General features: G+C 45.4%; 14 protein-coding genes and 3 pseudogenes. 11 read left to right on the forward strand and 6 right to left on the reverse strand.

Annotated features, from left to right (window positions below; translation table 11 throughout):
* The first annotated feature begins 63 nt into the window (after nt 1-63).
* Nucleotides 64-1,266 carry a pyridoxal phosphate-dependent aminotransferase gene (locus H3S83_RS09075; protein WP_198224201.1) on the forward strand — a complete coding sequence of 401 codons (1,203 nt, stop codon included), beginning with the start codon at nt 64-66 and terminating at the stop codon, nt 1,264-1,266.
* 1,303 nt (nt 1,267-2,569) lie between these two features.
* Here the strand turns inward: H3S83_RS09075 and H3S83_RS09080 are convergent.
* Nucleotides 2,570-3,475, reverse strand: a complete 906-nt coding sequence (locus H3S83_RS09080; protein WP_198224198.1) for a LysR family transcriptional regulator — start codon at nt 3,473-3,475, stop codon at nt 2,570-2,572.
* Nucleotides 3,476-3,575: 100 nt separating this feature from the next.
* A complete protein-coding gene (gene trxB / locus H3S83_RS09085) occupies nt 3,576-4,550 on the reverse strand; it encodes a thioredoxin-disulfide reductase (RefSeq protein ID WP_198239477.1) in 975 nt (324 codons plus the stop codon).
* A gap of 307 nt (nt 4,551-4,857) precedes the next feature.
* Here trxB and H3S83_RS09090 point away from each other — a divergent pair, with 307 nt between their 5' ends.
* The gene (locus tag H3S83_RS09090; protein ID WP_198239478.1) at nt 4,858-6,246 is read left to right on the forward strand and encodes a TrkH family potassium uptake protein; all 1,389 of its coding nucleotides are present in this window, start codon (nt 4,858-4,860) and stop codon (nt 6,244-6,246) included.
* Nucleotides 6,247-6,318: 72 nt separating this feature from the next.
* On the forward strand, nt 6,319-6,789 hold the full coding sequence (locus H3S83_RS09095) for an Lrp/AsnC family transcriptional regulator (protein WP_077972104.1): 471 nt from the start codon (nt 6,319-6,321) through the stop codon (nt 6,787-6,789).
* A gap of 110 nt (nt 6,790-6,899) precedes the next feature.
* Here the strand turns inward: H3S83_RS09095 and H3S83_RS09100 are convergent.
* Nucleotides 6,900-7,232 (reverse strand): annotated as a pseudogene (locus H3S83_RS09100) (glycosyltransferase); the annotation flags it as partial.
* Nucleotides 7,233-7,512: 280 nt separating this feature from the next.
* On the opposite strand from H3S83_RS09100, the gene H3S83_RS09105 reads away from it, so the two are divergent.
* Entirely contained in the window at nt 7,513-8,109 is a 597-nt protein-coding gene (locus H3S83_RS09105) for an RDD family protein (RefSeq protein WP_198239480.1), read from the forward strand.
* A 59-nt stretch (nt 8,110-8,168) separates the two neighbouring features.
* Nucleotides 8,169-8,288 (forward strand): SEL1-like repeat protein, encoded by a 120-nt coding sequence (locus H3S83_RS11705; RefSeq protein ID WP_198239481.1) that lies wholly within the window; start codon nt 8,169-8,171, stop codon nt 8,286-8,288.
* Between the two features lie 487 nt (nt 8,289-8,775).
* On the opposite strand, the gene H3S83_RS09115 is transcribed toward H3S83_RS11705, so the two are convergent.
* Nucleotides 8,776-9,840 carry a glycosyltransferase family 4 protein gene (locus tag H3S83_RS09115; RefSeq protein ID WP_198239703.1) on the reverse strand — a complete coding sequence of 355 codons (1,065 nt, stop codon included), beginning with the start codon at nt 9,838-9,840 and terminating at the stop codon, nt 8,776-8,778.
* Nucleotides 9,840-10,313: a transcription elongation factor GreA gene (gene greA / locus H3S83_RS09120; RefSeq protein WP_075868874.1), complete on the reverse strand. Its 474-nt coding sequence runs from the start codon at nt 10,311-10,313 to the stop codon at nt 9,840-9,842. Before greA ends, H3S83_RS09115 begins: the two co-directional genes overlap by 1 nt.
* A gap of 343 nt (nt 10,314-10,656) precedes the next feature.
* Here greA and H3S83_RS11585 point away from each other — a divergent pair, with 343 nt between their 5' ends.
* The 5 genes and pseudogenes from H3S83_RS11585 to H3S83_RS09140 all read left to right on the forward strand — a co-directional run bounded on the left by H3S83_RS11585 (nt 10,657) and on the right by H3S83_RS09140 (nt 17,029).
* Nucleotides 10,657-11,487, forward strand: a complete 831-nt coding sequence (locus H3S83_RS11585) for an SH3 domain-containing protein (RefSeq protein ID WP_198239482.1) — start codon at nt 10,657-10,659, stop codon at nt 11,485-11,487.
* A 772-nt stretch (nt 11,488-12,259) separates the two neighbouring features.
* A pseudogene (gene uvrB, locus H3S83_RS09130) lies at nt 12,260-14,617 on the forward strand (excinuclease ABC subunit UvrB); the annotation flags it as partial.
* Nucleotides 14,618-14,662: 45 nt separating this feature from the next.
* Nucleotides 14,663-14,920, forward strand: a pseudogene (locus tag H3S83_RS11710) (hypothetical protein); the annotation flags it as partial.
* 1,190 nt (nt 14,921-16,110) lie between these two features.
* Complete coding sequence (locus tag H3S83_RS09135; protein ID WP_077972136.1) at nt 16,111-16,326, forward strand: cold-shock protein; 216 nt, start codon at nt 16,111-16,113, stop codon at nt 16,324-16,326.
* Nucleotides 16,327-16,558: 232 nt separating this feature from the next.
* Nucleotides 16,559-17,029 carry a BA14K family protein gene (locus H3S83_RS09140; protein ID WP_198224184.1) on the forward strand — a complete coding sequence of 157 codons (471 nt, stop codon included), beginning with the start codon at nt 16,559-16,561 and terminating at the stop codon, nt 17,027-17,029.
* Between the two features lie 953 nt (nt 17,030-17,982).
* Here the strand turns inward: H3S83_RS09140 and H3S83_RS09145 are convergent.
* Complete coding sequence (locus tag H3S83_RS09145) at nt 17,983-18,627, reverse strand: MBL fold metallo-hydrolase (RefSeq protein WP_198239484.1); 645 nt, start codon at nt 18,625-18,627, stop codon at nt 17,983-17,985.
* A 488-nt stretch (nt 18,628-19,115) separates the two neighbouring features.
* Here H3S83_RS09145 and H3S83_RS09150 point away from each other — a divergent pair, with 488 nt between their 5' ends.
* Nucleotides 19,116-19,820, forward strand: coding sequence for a response regulator (locus H3S83_RS09150; RefSeq protein WP_198237559.1), 705 nt, complete (start codon nt 19,116-19,118; stop codon nt 19,818-19,820).
* The last annotated feature ends 6 nt before the right edge of the window (nt 19,821-19,826 follow it).

Consider the following 19,826-nt stretch of genomic DNA (forward strand, 5'->3'; position numbering starts at 1 on the left):
TGATTTATTGCACTTCAAGGCAAGAATCAGTGCATTGCTTATTCAATCTGAGGAGATAATAGAATGGCATTCATTGGCGATACGCTATCCCGTATCAAGCCCTCTGCAACGATTGCGGTTGCACAAAAAGCCCGTGACCTCAAGGCCACCGGTCGTGATGTAATTTCACTCGGTGCGGGAGAACCCGATTTTGATACACCCGATAACATTAAAAATGCTGCTATCGAGGCAATCCGTCAGGGCAAAACAAAATATACTCCTGTTGCCGGTATACCGGAGCTTCGCCAAGCCATTGCCAAAAAACTCAAACGCGAAAACAATCTTGATTACAAGCCGCAGCAGATTATTGTCGGCACAGGTGGCAAACAGGTTCTTTTCAATGCTTTCATGGCAACACTGAACAAGGGCGACGAGGTAATTATCCCTGCCCCCTATTGGGTAAGCTATCCGGAAATGGTCGCCGTCAATAATGGCACACCGGTTTTTGTCGATGCCAAAAAAGAATTCAATTACAAGCTTCAGCCGGAAGATCTCGAAGCAGCCATTACCGACAAAACAAAATGGTTTGTTTTCAATTCTCCGTGCAATCCGTCAGGTGCTGCCTATACACATGACGAGTTGAAAAAACTGACCGATGTTCTTTTGAAATATCCGCACGTCCATGTCATGAGCGATGATATGTACGAGCACCTCACTTACAACAATTTCAAATTCGCTACGCCGGCAGCCGTCGAGCCAAAGCTTTACGAGCGCACATTGACGGTAAACGGTGTTTCAAAAGCCTATGCAATGACCGGTTGGCGTATCGGCTATGCAGCAGGTCAGGTCGAGCTTATCAAGGCGATGGAAACCATCCAGAGCCAGCAGACATCCGGCACAAGTTCGATTTCGCAATGGGCTGCGGTTGAAGCTTTGAACGGACCGCAAGATTTTATTGCAAAAAACAAAGCAATCTTTCAGGCAAGACGCGATCTCGTTGTTTCCATGCTCAATCAGGCAAACGGCCTTGAATGCCCGACACCGGAAGGCGCATTCTATGTTTATCCTTCCTGCGCAAAACTGATTGGCAAGAAAACACCGGAAGGCAAAGTCATCAAAACTGATGAAGATTTTGTCACGGCTCTTCTTGAAACAGAAGCTGTAGCAGTTGTTCACGGAGCCGCTTTCGGTCTCGGACCGGCTTTCCGTATTTCCTATGCAACTTCAGAAAAACTTCTGGAAGAAGCTTGCCGGCGCATTCAGCGTTTCTGTGCAAGCCTGCGCTAATAGGTTCCGTCACTAAACCATTCAAAAACCGCCTTTTTTGAGGGCGGTTTTTTTTCAAATTCAATGACAGGTTTTTCCGAAAAAGCCAAAAAACTTCGCCGGTTCAAACATTAAAGATCGGGAACAAGACGGAATAGACAAATAAGATCGTGAAAATACTATCCTCACATAACACGCTGTCGGATTATCTCGACACAATGCCCCTTCCCGAAGGGCGTGTTGATCTCTGCCACCGGCTCAAAACAAGCAGACTAAATGCGCGAACTTCTGTTTTCGTTAGCATTGCTCTTTAATGTGCCGTCTCTTCGACGAAGTCGGTAGTGCGTCTTTCCGCTTTTTAACGGGAATGAAAAGCCGCAAAAGTTTCGTCAACACTATTGGGGCATAAAAATGGGCATACCCCTCTCATATGGCTTTCACGAAAACATCAATGCCGCTTTCATTCTTATGACGGAAAACACCAATGCTGCTTTGCCTGATTGAACCGGCACCTATTCAAGAATAATCCGAAGCAACAAAGCTTTCCGCTTTTTGTTTCCCGCAGGTGAAGGACATTCGCGTAACAAGTTTTTGCTTTGAAACTTTGACTAGAAATGTTCGCTCCCATTATCGCTCATCGGAAATCCCAAAAAACCGATTGGGACCTGTCAAAGGAATAAGCCGGAAAAAGCAAAAAAAAAGCCGGACAAATGTCCGGCCAAAGTTTTGAAGGTTTCAGAGACTAAAGTCAATCTGACAAAACCTCCAGAGGGGAACACTCAAGAAACGCAATGGGAGGAGACGTGTTCTTGAGATGTGTGCAATATGCTCTTTTTTTAGGCAATCAACAACCAGATATTAAGCACGCCAGCTATGCACTCAGTGCATAGCTCATGTAAAAAAACTGCTTCATTTCTGCACATAAACACATTTTTTATTAAAAAACATGATGTTATAGTGAAATCCAAATCATAATTCCAACATTTTCCGGCAATGTTCCTTTTCCGCGTAATTTATAGGCATTGTCATAATGTGCCCAATGAACTGGCAATATGACCGGCAATCATGCCTATCCATCAAAAAACAACGATTAACCTTTATATAAAGCAAGCCTGCAATCAGGCAAACTTATTGAATGTCGATCTCGATCAATCCAAAGCTACAGGCAAAAGCTCTTGAAGATCTGTCTCACCGGCGAAAAACTGGGGCTTACACAAGGCCTAACCTAAAATATGTCGTTTATCCGGTAAAAAATATGACTTTGAGAATTATCGGTCCTAACAATCAGGAATTTTTCAAAAAGACCGTCATTCTTCTTATCCGGTCAAAATGACCAATTGCGGCTTTTGGCGAAAATATAATCGCGAAAGGCATGAAGCTTGGCGGAGTTTTTCAATGCCTCCGGATAACAGAAAAAGGTATCGAAAGAAGGAATTTCCGTGAGATCGGGGAAGAGCTTGATCAGCCCGTCATTGGGGGCGATGATGTAATCGGGCAAAACCGCGATGCCAAGATTTTTTATAGTTGCGTTTTTGATGGAAATCACATTGTTGATTTGTAAAGAGGGAATGCGTTGCGACCCGTCATTACGTCCGGCACTTTCGAGCCAGTTCAAGCCGGCAAGATAGCTCGGTGCCGATTCACCGAATGAAATAATGCGATGATTATCGAGTTCTTCCAACTGGGTCGGCTTACCATGATTGGCAAGATAATTGGCCGAAGCATAAACATGCATATGCACGGTAAAGAGCCGCCGCTGGATGAGGTCGGGCTGCTGGGGCTGACGCAAACGCAAAGCACAATCGGCATGGCGCATTGTCAAATCGAGTTCTTCGTCATCAAGGAGAAGCTGGATTTGAATATCAGGATAAAGGTTCACAAATTCCGGTATCCGCTGCACAAGCCAACCGGAGCCAAGACCGAAGGTCGTTGTAACACACAAATGACCGGTCGGTTTTTCACGGCTCTCACTCAATTTGGAGCGGACATTTTCGAGTTTCATCAATACATCATGAGCCGTGCGATAAAGAATTTCGCCCTGCTCGGTCATGATAAGTCCGCGTGCATGGCGTTGGAAAAGTGGTACACCGACATCCTGTTCAAGAGCCGAAACCTGACGTGAAATTGCCGATTGCGACATGTGTAACGTCTGCGCGGCATGCGTAAACGAGCCGGCTTCAGCGGCGGCGTGGAAAATTCTCAATTTGTCCCAATCCAACGGCGCAGCCACTCGTTTTCTCCTTAAATGTTAAAAACCGCTTCCTGCTTCAAAAACGGTACCCATTCTTAATTTCCGGCGCAATTTTTATCTAAAAAGCACCGGATAAAATCTACTTTTCAACAGCCTTTGAATCAGCCTGACTATCCAGAAAACGTTCAACTTCAATAGCTGCCATCGAGCCACGCCCGGCGGCTGTCACCGCCTGACGGAACGTATCGTCGGCTACGTCACCTGCTGCAAAAACCCCTTCGACATCGGTTGCTGTAGAATCCGGCGCTGTCCATAAATAGCCACCCGGTTTCTGGCGCAATTGCCCTTCAAACAACTCGACAGCCGGCGCATGACCAATAGCAATGAAGACGCCCTGCGCTTCGACTTCGCTCAATTTTCCCGTCAAAGTGTCTTTAAGACGCACACCGGTCACCGTTGCGCCCATGGGCGGTTTTGGCGGATTACCGACAATTTCATCGACCACATGATTCCAGATCACACGTACATTATCACGTTTCAATAAACGCTCCTGCATAATTTTTTCGGCACGGAAAAAATCCCGCCTGTGCACAACAGTTACAGTTTTGGCGAGATTTGCGAGATATAGCGCTTCTTCAACGGCTGTGTTGCCGCCACCAACCACAACAACATCTTTACCGCGATAGAAGAAACCATCGCATGTCGCACAGGCCGAAACACCACCGCCCATAAAGGTTTTTTCGCTCTCAAGCCCCAACCAACGGGCTTGCGCACCGGTCGCAATGATCAGCGCATCACAGGTATAGACAGTGCCTGAATCACCATGAAGCGTGAAAGGCCGTTTTGACAGATCTGCCTTGGTGATGATGTCATAAACGAGCTCGGTTCCCATTTTCACCGCTTGATCGGCCATTTTTTGGACGAGTTCGGGCCCGCCAATCGGATCGACAAAACCGGGATAGTTTTCAACCTCGTCGGTAATGGTCAATTGGCCGCCCTGTTGTAGTCCGGTAACAATCACAGGCTTCAACATGGCCCGCGCTGCATAGATCGCGGCTGTATAGCCGGCAGGGCCTGAACCGATGATTAAAACAGGAATATGGCGCGCTGACATAAAACTCCACTTTCATAAATCGATTTAGGAAAAAGCCAAGAGCAAGCGTTTCTCCGAGGGTTGTTCTTAGTCATTGATTTATGGTTTAAACTCGGCTTTTGCAAGACAGTCGAAAAGATTGACCGATTAAATCACAACCCATGACATTTTGTGAAACTTAGCGATTGTCAGTTGGTGGAAAGTTTATATAAAATAGCAATTGATTGCCTAACACGCGTATTTAAGTTTCTTTTCAATCCCGAGGTTTACCATTTTTCGATTTGTCAGCAATGTCTGCGCGCGTTTTTCCCTCATAATGGGAATAACCATGTTGCTTCCTGCCCTTGCAGATTTGCGGGCAGGAAATGGCGACTGGGTTGTTTTTATTCGCTCGGCTGCGACAACGATTGCTTTTGCCACTCTGATACTGCTTGCAACCAATGGCGCGAATTGTCGCTTTTCTGCCCGACTCGGATTTCTATTGACTGTCTGCCTATGGGTCACCGGCTGCCTGCTCGGTGCCATGCCGCTTTATTTTTCACGCCTGCCTTTGTCACTCGCAGCCGCCATTTTTGAAGGTGTTTCCGGCATTACCACAACCGGCGCCACAGTTCTGACCGGTCTCGACCGGCTACCGCGCGGCATTCTTTTATGGCGATCGCTTTTATGCTGGATTGGCGGCATCGGGTTTATCGCCTTGGCATTATTGCTTTTGCCCTCGCTCAGAGTGGGCGGCATCCAACTTTTCAATATGGAATCGTCAGATCGCGCAGAAAAAGTTCTGCCGCGTGTGAACCAGATTGCCAATGGCATTATCATCGCCTATCTGGGGCTCACACTTTTATGCATGTTGTCCTATTTTGCCGTTGGCATGACAATGTTTGATGCCGTCAATCATGCCATGACGACAATTGCAACGGCCGGTTTTTCAACCCATGATGCCTCGCTCGGCTATTTTTCAAAGACACCTTCGGTGCTGGTCATTGCAACAATTTTCATGTTGCTCGCCTCGCTCCCCTTTATTCTTTATGTCAAACTTGTTCTGCCGGAACGTTCAAGGCGCTTGGCCGACCCGCAAGTGATTGTTTTTCTGGCCATCGTTCTCGTTGCAAGTTTTGCACTTGCCATATGGCTGCGCTTCCATTTCGGATTTACGTTCCATCATGCATTTCTTGACGCGATTTTCCATTTTGTATCTGTCATAACAACAACCGGCTATGCTGCAGAAGACTATTTGCTATGGGGGCCTTTCGCGCTTGGATTATTTTTCATCGCCTCTTTCATAGGCGGTTGTGCCGGATCGACTTCCGGTGGCATAAAGATCAACCGGCTTATTATCCTCTGGCGCTTCACGCGGGTAGCCCTGACGCGGCTTCTATCCCCGAACACAGTCGTCAAAGTGCGCTATGGCGGAACCGATATTTCCGGTGACCTTGCCCAGACTGTGTTGCTTTTTTTGAGTCTTTACATGACCTCGCTTGTGATTGGCGCAATGTTGCTTTCCTTCACCGGCCTTGATTTTGTTTCTGCTTTTACCGGCGCATTAACGGCTCTTTCCAATGTCGGACCCGGTTTTGGCGACCGAATTGGGCCGGATGGCAATTTTTCCACAGTCGGAGATGCCGCATTGTGGATTTTGAGCGCTCTTATGTTTGCAGGACGGCTGGAAATTGTTACCGTTATTATTCTATTTACGCCAGCATTCTGGAGAAAATGATTTTATCGCGTGACGTTTTTCCTAACCGGTGATAGACAATCACTCAATCCAACAATAGTGAAGTAAAGCCCAATGCAGATTAAAGCCGATCTTGATTCAATCGATTGGAAAATACTGAAAGAACTCCAAAGCAATGGACGCATGACAAATGTCGAACTTGCTTCGAAAGTTGGTATTTCTGCACCGCCATGTCTGCGTCGCGTGAGACGCCTTGAGCAGGATGGCATTATCAAAGGCTATCAGGCTATACTGAATGGTGCCATGATCGGGCAAGATCTCGTAGCCTTCTGCTTTGTCGGTTTGCACCGCCAGTCCGATGCGGATTTACGCGGGTTTGCAGCCATGGTCTATCAATGGCCGCTTGTCAGAAAAGCTTGGATGGTGTCAGGAGAATCCGACTTTCTGCTTCACTGTGTGGCACCCGATCTCAAAAGCTTCCAGACTTTTGTCATTGAACAACTGACCGCCGCCTCCAATGTCGGGTCGGTGCGCACTGCTCTCACCATTCGCGTCATCAAAGACGAACCACCTCTCATTCTCTAAAAAACACCAATTGGAACGCTGAAAACTTCACTTTCCTTTTTATGAAGCGCTTGATGCTATTCTTCAGAAGATTACCCCGTGAAACTCAGCGCAACCAAAGAAATGTCGTTCTATTTTGCGGCGAAAAGTTCATGATAAACTTCGTCTATCGAGCTTGCTTCTTTATCGAGAGGAAAGTCTTTTTGCACATGCTCCAAGGCTTTTTCGCCCATAGCAATGGTCTTTTCAGGGGCTTCCAGATAAGGCTTTATCGCTTCTGTCAAAGCTTTGCCGTCACCAGCGGGTACCACTGTTCCCGCGCCTTCTGTGACAAGCTCCTTGTAAGCACCTGCATCACTTGCCACAACAGCGGTTTTGGAAGCCTGAGCGTCAAGCGGTGTAAGCCCGAAACCTTCGTTTCTCGATGGGGCAACGTAAAGCGTTACGCGCCGGAGCGAGACGCGTTCCAAATTCTCCTAGTTCGATTGCTCTTAAGGTCTTCCATTTGAATGTGTTTTACGCGTTTTTCAAAAGTTTACTTGTGTGCCTCCTCGTCAATCAAACTATTAAATGAAGAGTTGATAAATTCTTTTTACTTAACACCATAAAGTTGTGACTTTCGATGGATTTAAATTGTCTGCTGATCCATCGTAAATTATATTTTTTTATCAATATAAGTCTGGAAATAGTTGCAGCCCCTAAAATGTCGAATTTTCTGGTTTATTTGATATAAGTGAAATTATTATGGATCAAAAAAATTATCTATGGCCGCGTTTTTTTGCAAGAATTTTTGATGCATTATTATACATAATTATATTTTTTATGGTTGTTTTGAATATAATTTTTCATACCATAGATATAACTGTTTTTTTACAATTTCTTCCTCATAATTTACCTTTTGCGATGGGATTTTTTATTACTTGTTTTATAGTTATATTTTATTTATTTGTTTTTATTATTGATTGTTGTATTTATTCTCTATTTGGAAACAATATCGGAAAATCGATTGTAGGATTAAAAATTGTAAATGCTGATACCGGAAATAAATTAACATTAGCTCAATATTCAATCAGGACATTGCGACAAATGTTCTCTGGATTTGGATTAGGTATCCCAATTTTATCTCTTATTACATTCTTTATACAATACAATATTGTATTCAAAAAAGGGCGTGCAAGTTATGATTCCAAATCAAAACTGAATTCTTCTACAGAAAGCGATATATTGAATAAATTTATTCAAAAACCAACTCCAATTTTTAATACTGTCGTATTAGCGATATTAGATTTTTTAGTTCTAAGTTGGTTATTTATACTATTTATATTAGCCACTTATAATTAAAAAACGAATAAATGCATTTCGTTTTTCAAGCAAACGCTTCGGCTTAATGCTATCTAGGATTGTTATATTATGAGGGTTTTGAGATTCCACAAAATAAAAACGAAGCCATAAAACTTTTCGATCTTGCTGCCCAGCAAGGTCATATTGATGCTAAAAATTTCCTCAAACAGGCATATTGATAAACTTTATAACATTATCAAACGACTGATTTTTCCTATTCGCAAATGTTGCATTGAAGCTTTAACTTTTTCACCCTTTAAACAATCAATCGTTTTCAGGTTTATGCTGAAAAATATCGGAACATATACGATCATCCGTGTACCCGTTATATATTCATCAAATACCGAATATTTATCAATCTAACGCGTCAAACGTGGTGCGTTTACTGTACCGATACTCTTCAACAGGAATGACGTGGTCATTGCGCCTGATCTGTTTGCTTTTAAGATGTCATATCTTTCAATTAAAAACCGTTTCCGTCTGGCAATCGGATTTGCTGGCTTCAATCTTAAAATTTTATAAGTGAATTGCGGTGACAAACAATCTGATCAGGCTATTTCACTTAACTGTTCTTTCGGGTATCCCAAAACTCATGGAATAAAGTTTCCTGCCGTTCTACAGCATAGGAAAATCGCCATAGTCCGCGCGAACTAGAGAACTATTGCACTATTTTTTTGTGAAAAGTTCCTGATAAACTTCGTCTATCGAGCTTGCTTCTTTATCGAGAGGAAAGTCTTTTTGCACATGCTCCAAGGCTTTTTCGCCCATGGCAATGGTCTTCTCAGGGTTTGCAAGATAAGGCTTTATCGCTTCTGTCAATGCTCTGCCATCGCCAGCCGGAACGACTGTTCCTGTGCCTTCTGTGACAAGTTCCTTGTAAGCACCCGCATCACTTGCCACAACAGCGGTTTTGGAAGCCATAGCTTCAAGCGGTGTCAGCCCGAAACCTTCGTTTCTCGATGGTGCAACGTAAAGCGTTACGCGACGATACCAGACGCGTATATCATCAACCTCACCCAGTATAAGAATGCGCTTTTGAAGACCGGCAGCGGCAATTTTACGTTCCAGCTCTTTTTCAAAATCTTTGTGTTCGGCAGTGGTGCGGCCGGTAATAATGGCTGTCCAGTCAGGATAATGGGGCAATAATTCAATCATCGCATCGACAAAAAGATCGGTTCCCTTCTGGTGGCGAACCCGCCCGAAACAACCGACCGCATATTTGCCGGGAAGTTTTGTCGATTGGAATGTATCTTCAAATGTTGCAGGCGGGGTAAAACGGTCAAGATCTATGCCATGCATAATAACCCGATAGGGCACTTCAAGAAACGAGCCGGAACGGGCACTTGTTGCAATAACCCTGTCCATTCTTCTGATAAGCCAATTGGTAAAAGGCTTATGATGGCGTTGGGCAGCAGACGTAAAAATAAGCTTCAACTTCATGCGCAAGAGGTCACGCAGAAGAATACCCGCCACCATTTCGACATTGCGCCGCGCATGCCAGATACGAAACGGTTTGCCCTCTGGCCGTTTCCAGAGTTTCAACAAGCTTGGATAGCCGAGCGAGGGCAAATTATCCGGTAATCCCGGTCCGATGGTGGATATGCGTATGCCTTTTTTACGTTGCAACGGAATGAGTTGCACAATTGTCGATGTCACACCCGACAAACGTTTTTTGAAATTGGGCGCAATAACGTCCGTTTCATCAATCGACACACGCATAGAACAACCGATCAGATAAACTCGATGGATAAAATCTCGTAAGAGCGCGAACCGCCCGGCGCATTCACTTCGATAGAGTCGCCCTTTTCCTTGCCGATCAAAGCACGGGCAATCGGCGAAGATATAGAGATTTTGCCCAATTTTACTTCGGCTTCCTGTTCACCGACAATCTGATAGGTTTTTTCCTCTTCGGTGTCTTCGTCAATCAACTTGACGGTAGCACCGAATTTGACTTTGTCTCCGGTGAGTTTGGAAACGTCGATCACTTCGGCACAGGTAACATAGTCTTCAAGTTCGGCAATACGACCTTCATTATGACTTTGGGCTTCTTTCGCAGCATGATATTCGGCGTTTTCCGAAAGATCGCCATGACCCCTCGCTTCGGCGATTGCTTCAATGATACGGGGGCGTTCTTCGTGTTGACGCCAGTGAAGCTCTTTTTTCAATTTTTCATAGCTTCCGGTCGTCATCGGATATTTTTCCATAATCGTATCCTTTCCTTCCCGCGTTTTTGCGTCGAAAACAAAAAGAAACGGCCTCCGGAACTCCTCCCGGAACCCGTCTCTAAACTTTTAGCTTTCTATTATATAGCATAGGAAAAAGATTTTTCATCCAAAAATTTGTTTTGCTGCCACCTGTAAAAATTTGCTTTTCCTACCCAAATTAAAAATAGGTAACGAAAGTATCGGAAATATAATTTTCTTAACAAAACTTGATTGTGAATTAATTTGTAACACTTCCGCTCTGCTGCAATTTAGCTTAATTTGTCAATCAATAGTCGGTGAAGATAACTCCAAGACAAATATTCCCCCTAAACTTGAGGGCAAAATGAAGAAAACACTCGGTTCCTTGCTGTTTGGTACATTTTTATTGACGACACAGTCAGCATTGGCATTGGACGCTCTGGTAACTGCTCCATTAAATTTCAGAGATGGTCCGAGCGTAGCCTTTGCCATTCGCGGCACTATTCCCTCCGGTTCGATAGTCGGTGTGCGAGGGTGTTCCGGCAATTGGTGCCAAATCAATTATGGCCCTCGTATCGGTTGGGCTTCGGCTACCTATCTTGCTTTTCGCGATGGTAGATCTGTTTATGACAGCTATAATCGCCCTTCTTATCCGTCATATTCTTCTCCGACATATAATGTGATTATCGGTGACGGTTATTATTATGATGATGACTGGTATTATCGTCGTTATCATCGTCGTCGTCATTGGCATAATGGCCATCGGCCACCTCCGCCGCCGCCATTCAGGCCGGGCCCGGGTTATCCCCCACCGCCTCCTCCGCATGGAAGACCGGGGCTGCCGCCGCCATTGAGGCCGGGACCCGGCTATCCTCCACCTTCCCATGGAAGACCGGATAGGCCACCGTCACATGCCAGTGAGGGATTGCCTCCGCCATATAGACCGGGACCGGACACTCCACCGTCACATGCCAGTGAGGGATTGCCGCCCCCATATAGGCCGGGACCGGACACGCCCCCTTCTCATGAAAGACCGGCCGAACGACCATCTCATGGTAATGAGGGACTGCCACCACCATATAGACCGGAGCCAAGCGCTCCTCCGTCACCTCCTCCTGCGCCTGAAAGACCGGCTGAACCTCCGTCTCATGCGGGTGGCGGACTGCCGCCTCCTTATACCGGTCCGGATAAGTGACCGCGCGAGCGTGTTTTCCAAGAAATATCCTTCCGGTCGCGTAACCGATACGCGGCCGGTTTTTATATGTTTTAACAATAGTTTCCGCTATTTTCAGAAATATCGGCCGCATTTTTTTGCGTTCGGGACTGCCCGCTTTTCACTCTTCGCACCGACAATTTTTTAAATCTCAATCAGCGCATGAAAAAGAAGTTTGAAAGAAAACCAAATGTACAATCCCGTTTGAACCGGAACATCATTCTATGAACTGAGCTCAAAAATTTTTATCATAACTGACATATCGGCTTTCATGTCTGATCAGTGGCATTTGCATAGCATTCCGTCAGTTTTAACGCTTTAATCCGGCGGGAAATTCTTGCCTTTATGAATAGGGTTTATGAATATCGGTGATGATTACTTTTGTCTAATTATTGGATAGTCATACACCTTGTCCGAGCCATAGTTCAGTTCCGGACAAAAGTGAACTCCTGTCAAAAATTCTTGAAAAGCAATTTCCAAGATCATTTTCAGGCAATAATCTGGCAGCTCTCGCGCATCGGACATGACAAAAGCCCGACCAAAAACGTTAATCCCGACTAAAGACGATAATATTGTACAAATTGACAACAAACGATAGTGTATAAACTGCCAACAAACTTCGCCTCATCTCTTTCATTTTTTTGTTGAATTACCATATTGACTTATCATGACGTCATCAGCCAAAAATCAACAGTCCAAGGAAGTAAAAAAACCGGCCAGAAAAACTCGGCAAACAACCGGCAAATCTGCCGAAGCCGGGTCGATTGCCGATTGGGCTGCAGATATTGAAAAATCAGCCGTAAAGCCTGTCAAAAAACCGGTAAAAGTCAAAAAAGCCTCGACAAAGGGAGCGCGGACAGCGCGCGGCACATCCATTGGCGGCAAGGCAACAGCCAAACAGCGTGCTGCGGCCGGTCTTAATCCTGTGGCGGGACTTGATGTCGGGCTTGAAGACGCGTCAAAAATTTCCACCGGTGGCGCAACTGCGACCGTAGAGGCATTATCCAAGCTCATTTCTTCGGGCAATCCGCTGTTTAAAAATGGCAAATTGTGGACACCACATCGTCCTGTCCGTCCGGAAAAGTCGGAAGGCGGAATTCCGTTCAAAATGGAAACGCCATTTCTTCCCTCCGGTGACCAACCGACTGCAATCAAAGACCTTGTGGAAGGTATCAAAAATGGCGACCGCACACAGGTTCTCCTCGGCGTGACCGGCTCGGGTAAAACTTATACAATGGCGAAAGTCATCGAGGAAACACAACGCCCTGCCCTTATTCTTGCACCGAACAAAACTTTGGCGGCACAGCTTTATGGCGAGTTCAAGAATTTCTTTCCGCATAATGCGGTCGAATATTTCGTTTCCTATTATGATTATTATCAGCCGGAAGCCTATGTGCCGCGCTCCGACACCTATATAGAAAAAGAATCGTCGATCAATGAACAGATCGACCGGATGCGCCATGCTGCAACCCGTGCAGTTCTTGAACGGGATGATGTTATTATCGTCGCTTCTGTTTCCTGCATTTACGGTATCGGTTCGGTCGAAACCTATACGGCAATGACATTCCAGATGCAGGTAGGCGACCATCTCGACCAGCGCCAGCTTCTTGCCGATCTTGTTGCACAACAATATCGCCGGCAGGACATCAATTTCGTGCGCGGCTCGTTTCGCGTAAGAGGCGACACAATCGAAATATTCCCTGCCCACCTTGAAGATCGTGCATGGAGGATTTCCCTGTTCGGTGACGAGATTGACGCAATTACCGAATTCGATCCCCTGACGGGGCAAAAAACCGGTGATCTGAAATCGGTTAAAATTTACGCCAATTCACACTATGTTACGCCGCGCCCAACACTTAATCAGGCGATCAAATCCATAAAAGTAGAGCTTCGTGACCGTTTGGCGGAATTGAACAAGGCCGGACGGCTTCTTGAAGCCCAAAGACTGGAGCAGCGCACCACATTCGATCTTGAAATGTTGGAAGCAACCGGAAGCTGTGCCGGCATTGAAAATTATTCGCGTTATCTCACAGGTCGCCAACCGGGTGAACCGCCGCCGACCATGTTTGAATATATTCCTGATAATGCCATTATCTTTACCGATGAAAGCCATGTCACCATTCCGCAAATCGGCGGTATGTATCGTGGCGACTTCCGTCGTAAAGCAACATTGGCAGAATATGGTTTCAGGCTTCCTTCCTGCATGGATAACCGTCCTTTGCGATTCGAGGAATGGGACGCCATGCGCCCGCAAACCATTGCGGTATCGGCAACGCCGGGAGCTTGGGAAATGGAACAGGCCGGCGGTGTTTTTGCAGAACAGGTCATTCGCCCGACAGGCTTGATAGACCCGCCGGTTGAAGTGCGCCCTGCCCGCAATCAGGTTGACGATGTGCTTGGTGAAATCCGCAAAACCACCGAACAAGGCTATCGCAGTCTCGTGACAGTTCTCACCAAACGTATGGCCGAAGATTTGACCGAATATCTCCATGAACAGGGTATCCGTGTTCGTTATATGCATTCCGACATTGATACATTGGAAAGAATCGAGATTATCCGCGATTTGCGCTTGGGCGCATTCGATGTGCTTGTGGGCATCAACCTTCTGCGCGAAGGGCTTGATATTCCCGAATGCGGATTTGTTGCCATTCTTGACGCCGACAAGGAAGGATTTTTGCGTTCGGAAACGTCGCTTATCCAGACAATCGGTCGTGCTGCAAGAAATGTCGATGGTCGTGTTATCCTTTATGCCGATAATAAAACCGGCTCAATGGAAAGAGCATTGGCTGAAACCGAACGCCGCCGCGAGAAACAGCAGGCTTATAATATCGAGCATCACATTACGCCATCAAGTGTGAAGAAGAATATCGCCGATATTCTCGACTCGGTTTACGAGCGCGACCATGTTCGTGCCGATATTTCCGAATTTGCCGAGGCTGGCAATATGGTTGGTAACAACCTTGCTGCCCATATCGAACATCTGGAAAAATTGATGCGCGACGCGGCCGCCGATCTCGATTTCGAGGAAGCGGCAAAATTGCGCGACGAGATCAAGCGCTTGCAGCAGACAGAGCTTGCCATTTCCGATGACCCACTCACACGCAATGTCGAAAAGACCATTGAAAGTGGCGAACTGGCACGCAACAAAGCCAGCCAAAAGGGGCTCTTTGCCAAACCCGACCTTGACCATATGGGACCGAATATGGACGTAGGCATTCTCCAAACGAACCCGAAAAGCGGAAAATTCAGAAAAAATACACTTGATGAAATGACGGTGAAACGCACTGAAGTACCATTGGGCGAAAGTGTAAAGCCGATCAAACGCGAGCGTATCGGACTGGGGTCTTTTGAAGACCCTGTAGAAGTCGCACGCAAACGCCGCCGTCCCGGAAAAACCGGAAGACCCGGTCGTTAAAGCATATCTACAGCATGTGATCGGGGCTTCATGCAATACGGGCAATATGTGATAAAGACATCATATGATACGGTGGCATAAGTGCATCATGTGATACGCTGTGAGAGTGCCATCTTGCGAAGTCCGTTCCCCCGTTTCAATTTGCTATGAAACGGGGATGCTATCTCAACCACATGCGATTTTATCGGTCCCGCTGCCGCAGGGGGAGATTCTCCCACATTTTTAGCAATATTTATTCGGCTGCCAATCGGCATTATTGCAATCTAGCCCCATCATTCAAATGCTTCCTCAACCTTCCGATGTGGCCTGCATTATTGCGATGCAGTTCACTTTATTGCGATACGGGCCGCGCCGGATAAAATGAATAGCGAGCTATTTTCATAACAAAATTCAAAACAAACCGATAAAACGTGTTTTATAGAAAGAAAGAGAGGTTTTTTGGAATAAAAAAGTCCTTTTTAAAAAATTCAAGACGAATACTTATTCCGACAAGATGATATTCAAAAAAAATTGTCCCCGAAGACCGGAAAGCGCATAATCTTTTTATATATCATTGTTTTTGTTGTGTTTTTCTTCTCTATATAAAATGCCATCGTCGTACCTATATTGATCAAGGCCTCCCGTTAAAGCAATTTTTGTCTGACCCAAAAAATACGATATGACATTTTTTTTCATAAAAAATAACAACCCTTTATAACTTCAAAAAACAGCAATTTTCCGGCGCTCCCTCAAGAAAAAGAGGGCGTAAAAAGGTTATTCCGTGGCAGGATTCTGCTCTTGTCGGCCATGTTATTGAACATGTTCCACAAAAAACTTTCAATCGGTTTATACAACAGTTACACTTTCAATTTTCAACATTTAAAAGAATAAATTTATAAAAACACTTGCAAAATTCAAGAATTTAATCCAATCTATATAGGTTCGGGCATTTTACGAACATTGGAAGACTATTAACAGGCGTGCCAAGACCGCTATAAGTTTTGGGCTGGTAACAATGCGACATCCGGTTTTAACCGGTGCCGTGAGCCATTGAAAAATGGAATTTATTGGCTGATGCTGTGTTGTAACCGGTAAATAGAGTGCTTTCCAGACTTCAAGAACTGCCTGCATGGTGCCGTTTGCGCATGGTGCGTGGAGCGGTGTTTATTATGAAACCTGTTGTTACAGGTAACTGAATGAGGAAACATTCTATGGCACAGACCGGGGAAGTAAAGTTTTTTAACAACGACAAAGGTTTCGGTTTTATCAAGCCGGATGATGGTGGCGCAGACATTTTTGTGCACATCTCTGCTGTTCAGGCTTCAGGCCTGACAGGGCTTACCGATGCTCAGAAAGTATCTTTTGATACCGAACCTGACCGTCGTGGCAAGGGCCCTAAGGCCGTGAATATCACAATCATCGGCTAAGTTTTATTGGCCAAGTTTTATCAGCCGGATTTAAGCCGGTTGGTTTTTTGAAGCCGGGTTTTATAACCCGGTTTTTTTTGCTCATGACTTGTAACAAAAAAATATAAATTGTGATGGAAAAAAAGAATGAATATTTTATTTACCATAACAAAGTCATAAGCTTCGTTCAGGCTGTGTTCAGAAAATCAGCGATAGAATTGTTTTCATGAAACGAATTCAAAGGAGTTCAACCATGAAGAATTTTGCAAAATTGGCAATGCTTTCTGCCGTTTCGGCAGTGATGGTTGTGGCCCCGCTTGCCGGTGCATCGGCTCACGATCATTATTGGCATGGTCCGGGATATTGGGATGGCCCGCGTTATTGGGATCATCACCATCATCATCACGGCCATGGAGATGCTGTCGCTGCCGGTGTCGTCGGCCTTGCAGCCGGTGCGCTAATTGGCAGCGCCTTGTCACAACCCTCACAGCCTCAGGTCATTTATCAGGCTCCGCCGCCACCGGCCTATTATCCGGCTGCTCCGAGATATTATCAGCCAGCTCGTCCTTACTATCCGCCGGCACCGACTGCCTATAAGCCGGTCTATCAGCCATGGACTCCCGGTTGGCGTAGTTATTGTGCCTCGAAATACCGGTCATTCAATCCGCGTACCGGTACCTATCGTGGCATTGATGGCCTCAACCATTTTTGCAATGCCAACTGATTTGAAGGCATTCATCATTTGAAAAATACCCGGCCGTGTGTCGGGTATTTTTTTAAAACCGATATAGCTTAAAAAAAGCGTTACCTTGCTTCTCTTCGTACATTGACTTCTCTTCGCACATAGAAAAAAGCAATTGATCGAGACACAGCACTCGTTTCTGGGGTTATATCATTTAAAGCGCAGAAGATGATCTACATAGAAAATTATCCGCTTCCCTCAGTCTTCCCACTGCCGGCCCATTATCCGGCTGGCCTCAAGCTTTTATTCGCCAGCTCGTCTTTACTATCCGCCCGCTCCTCTTCATTGTCGGTCGGCATGGGCTGCCTATAAGCCGGTCTATCAGCCGTGAACTGCCGGTTGTCGTCGTTACTCAGCCTCGAAATTCCGCTTATTCAATCCGCATGACCGTAACTCACGGGGTGCGCGCGCACGAGGGTGCGCGTTATGGCTTCAAGCGTTTTTGCAATGTCAACCGATTTGAAGGCATTCGTCATTTAAATTATATCCGGTGTTGGACAGTTTATTTTGACGATTTTAAAAATCCGGAAACACTCTCGGTCTTGAAACTCTAAGGATTAACAATATTGGTATTCCCAAAGAACCATTAAGCAAGATAGCAAGCTTTGGCCGGTGAAAGCTGCGATCGAAAATATGTCAAAAGAAATTATCGTCAATTGGACGTGGAAAAGGAAAGGCCATTTGGTCTACCAAATTGACCAACCTTTTATTGGTACCGACAAAACTGTTTCTTTTGCCAATCCGGATTATCAATGAACCGGTTTCCTCTGCTTCTTAAGAGGAATAGAACTGAGGCTTTCGAATTTGCCTGTTACCGATTTGATGTGGCGCGATAGTCTTTCATGCACATAGACTTAAAAGGGCAAAAGCACTGATCGGCAGAAGCTGTTTCAAGACTTTTGGTCACCACCGCCACCCTTCTCACTTTTTCTCGCTCAAATATCTTGCAAAAACGGATTATGGCGCTTTTCTTCTCCGATTGTGCTCATATCGCCGTGGCCGCTGATGAAAGTTACGTCAACGCCCAATGGCAAAACCTTTTCTTTTAGCGAACGGATAAGATCCGGATATGAACAGAAAGGAAAATCTGTCCTTCCGATCGAATTGTGGAAAAGCACATCGCCAACAAGCGCCAATTTTACTTCCGCATTGAAATAGATAACGTGACCGGGTGCATGACCGGGCGTGTGAAAGACTTCGAATTTATGGCCGCCACAATCGAGAATTTCGCCTTCTTCAAGCCAATGGTCGGGAGTGCAATTTCGAATGCCTGTCATCCGGTAAGAACGGGCTTTTTCAACCAGATTTTCCATAAGCGGTTTATCGGCAATATTGGAGCCGATGATAGGAACATTCAAATTTTCCTTTGCTTCCATTGCTCCACCCGCATGATCAACATGGCCATGGGTGATCCAGATCGCGCCAACTTTCACGCCGGTCTTTTTGATCGCTTCGGCGACAAGCGGCCAATCACCGCCCGGATCGACAAGCACGCCTTCTTTGGTTTCATCATCATAAAGAAGTGTGCAATTTTGCTGGAAAACCGTTACCGGTATGATTGTTGCTTTCAAGTTTCCCATTGGTTTTCCTTCGCTTTTTGTTAAAAAATTTTGGAGAATATATCGACTTTCGATTTATCAATATCAAGAGAGCCAAATCAATAAGCAAAACATCTCGGTTTCACAAAGGCTTGCGGCTTCAAATTTTATTAAAGTCTATTCTTGTTTCGCGTTCATGCTGAAAACAACCGCTTATTTGATCTATTTTTTAAATAAATAACCTTTTTTATTGATTATTTTATAATTGAGACTTTTAAAAATAATGAGACGTTTTTTTAAAGAACATCGGTGATCTTTACGAAATATCCGTTTTTTCTGAAAATATTACTGAAATATCGTTATAAAAAATGGGTAAACCGTTTCACTGCCAACGATTATTTTTCAAATATTATCCGGTAAGATTGGCAAGCTTGTCATGGTATTGCCTAAAATGAGGCGCAACAAGAAACCGGTTCTCTCGACAGAGGTGGATTCTTCCGATAAACTTGCTTCAATCCGGACATGAGAAAATGACAGAACAGAATACAAAATTATCTGATGATGCTCCCCATCTACTTGTTATAGACGATGACACGCGCATACGCAGTCTTTTGTCACAATATCTTGTCCAGAACGGCTTCCGTGTGTCTGTCGCCGCCAGTGCCGATGAAGCACGCCGCAAATTGGCCGGGCTTGATTTTGATCTCTTGATTGTCGACGTTATGATGCCGGGCGAAAACGGCATTTCGCTCACACGTTCGCTGCGCGAAACAAAAACGGTTCCGATATTGATGCTGACAGCCTTGTCAGAAACCGATAGCCGCATTGACGGGCTTGAAGCGGGAGCCGACGATTATCTGCCCAAACCATTTGATCCACGCGAGCTTTTATTGCGGGTCAACGCTATTTTGCGCCGTGGCAGTGCCAATGGTCAGCCGAAGATCGAACAACTGGTCTTTGGCCCCTATACATTTTCGATTGCCAAGAAAGAGCTGAAAAAATCCGGTGAAGTCATCAAGCTCACAGATCGCGAACAGGATATAATGGTTATCTTTGCCGAACATGCAGGCACAACCATTCCCCGCCATAAACTTGCAACTGGTGAAGGCGAAGTTGGTGAACGCACAATTGATGTCCAGATCAACCGGTTACGCCGGAAGATCGAAAATGATCCGGCCAATCCGGTTTATTTGCAGACAGTCCGTGGCATCGGCTACAAGCTTTCAATCGAATAGGATAAT

The sequence above is a fragment of the Bartonella sp. W8122 genome (genome assembly GCF_016102485.1).
In the GTDB taxonomy this organism is placed as follows: domain Bacteria; phylum Pseudomonadota; class Alphaproteobacteria; order Rhizobiales; family Rhizobiaceae; genus Bartonella; species Bartonella apihabitans.

Coding starts and splice junctions, on each gene's coding strand:
- H3S83_RS09075 (WP_198224201.1), top strand. CDS start 64: ATGGCATTCATTGGCGATACGCTATCCCGTATCAAGCCCTCTGCAACG.
- trxB (WP_198239477.1), bottom strand. CDS start 4,550: ATGTCAGCGCGCCATATTCCTGTTTTAATCATCGGTTCAGGCCCTGCC.
- H3S83_RS09090 (WP_198239478.1), top strand. CDS start 4,858: ATGTTGCTTCCTGCCCTTGCAGATTTGCGGGCAGGAAATGGCGACTGG.
- H3S83_RS09095 (WP_077972104.1), top strand. CDS start 6,319: ATGCAGATTAAAGCCGATCTTGATTCAATCGATTGGAAAATACTGAAA.
- H3S83_RS09105 (WP_198239480.1), top strand. CDS start 7,513: ATGGATCAAAAAAATTATCTATGGCCGCGTTTTTTTGCAAGAATTTTT.
- greA (WP_075868874.1), bottom strand. CDS start 10,313: ATGGAAAAATATCCGATGACGACCGGAAGCTATGAAAAATTGAAAAAA.
- H3S83_RS11585 (WP_198239482.1), top strand. CDS start 10,657: ATGAAGAAAACACTCGGTTCCTTGCTGTTTGGTACATTTTTATTGACG.
- H3S83_RS09135 (WP_077972136.1), top strand. CDS start 16,111: ATGGCACAGACCGGGGAAGTAAAGTTTTTTAACAACGACAAAGGTTTC.
- H3S83_RS09140 (WP_198224184.1), top strand. CDS start 16,559: ATGAAGAATTTTGCAAAATTGGCAATGCTTTCTGCCGTTTCGGCAGTG.
- H3S83_RS09145 (WP_198239484.1), bottom strand. CDS start 18,627: ATGGGAAACTTGAAAGCAACAATCATACCGGTAACGGTTTTCCAGCAA.
- H3S83_RS09150 (WP_198237559.1), top strand. CDS start 19,116: ATGACAGAACAGAATACAAAATTATCTGATGATGCTCCCCATCTACTT.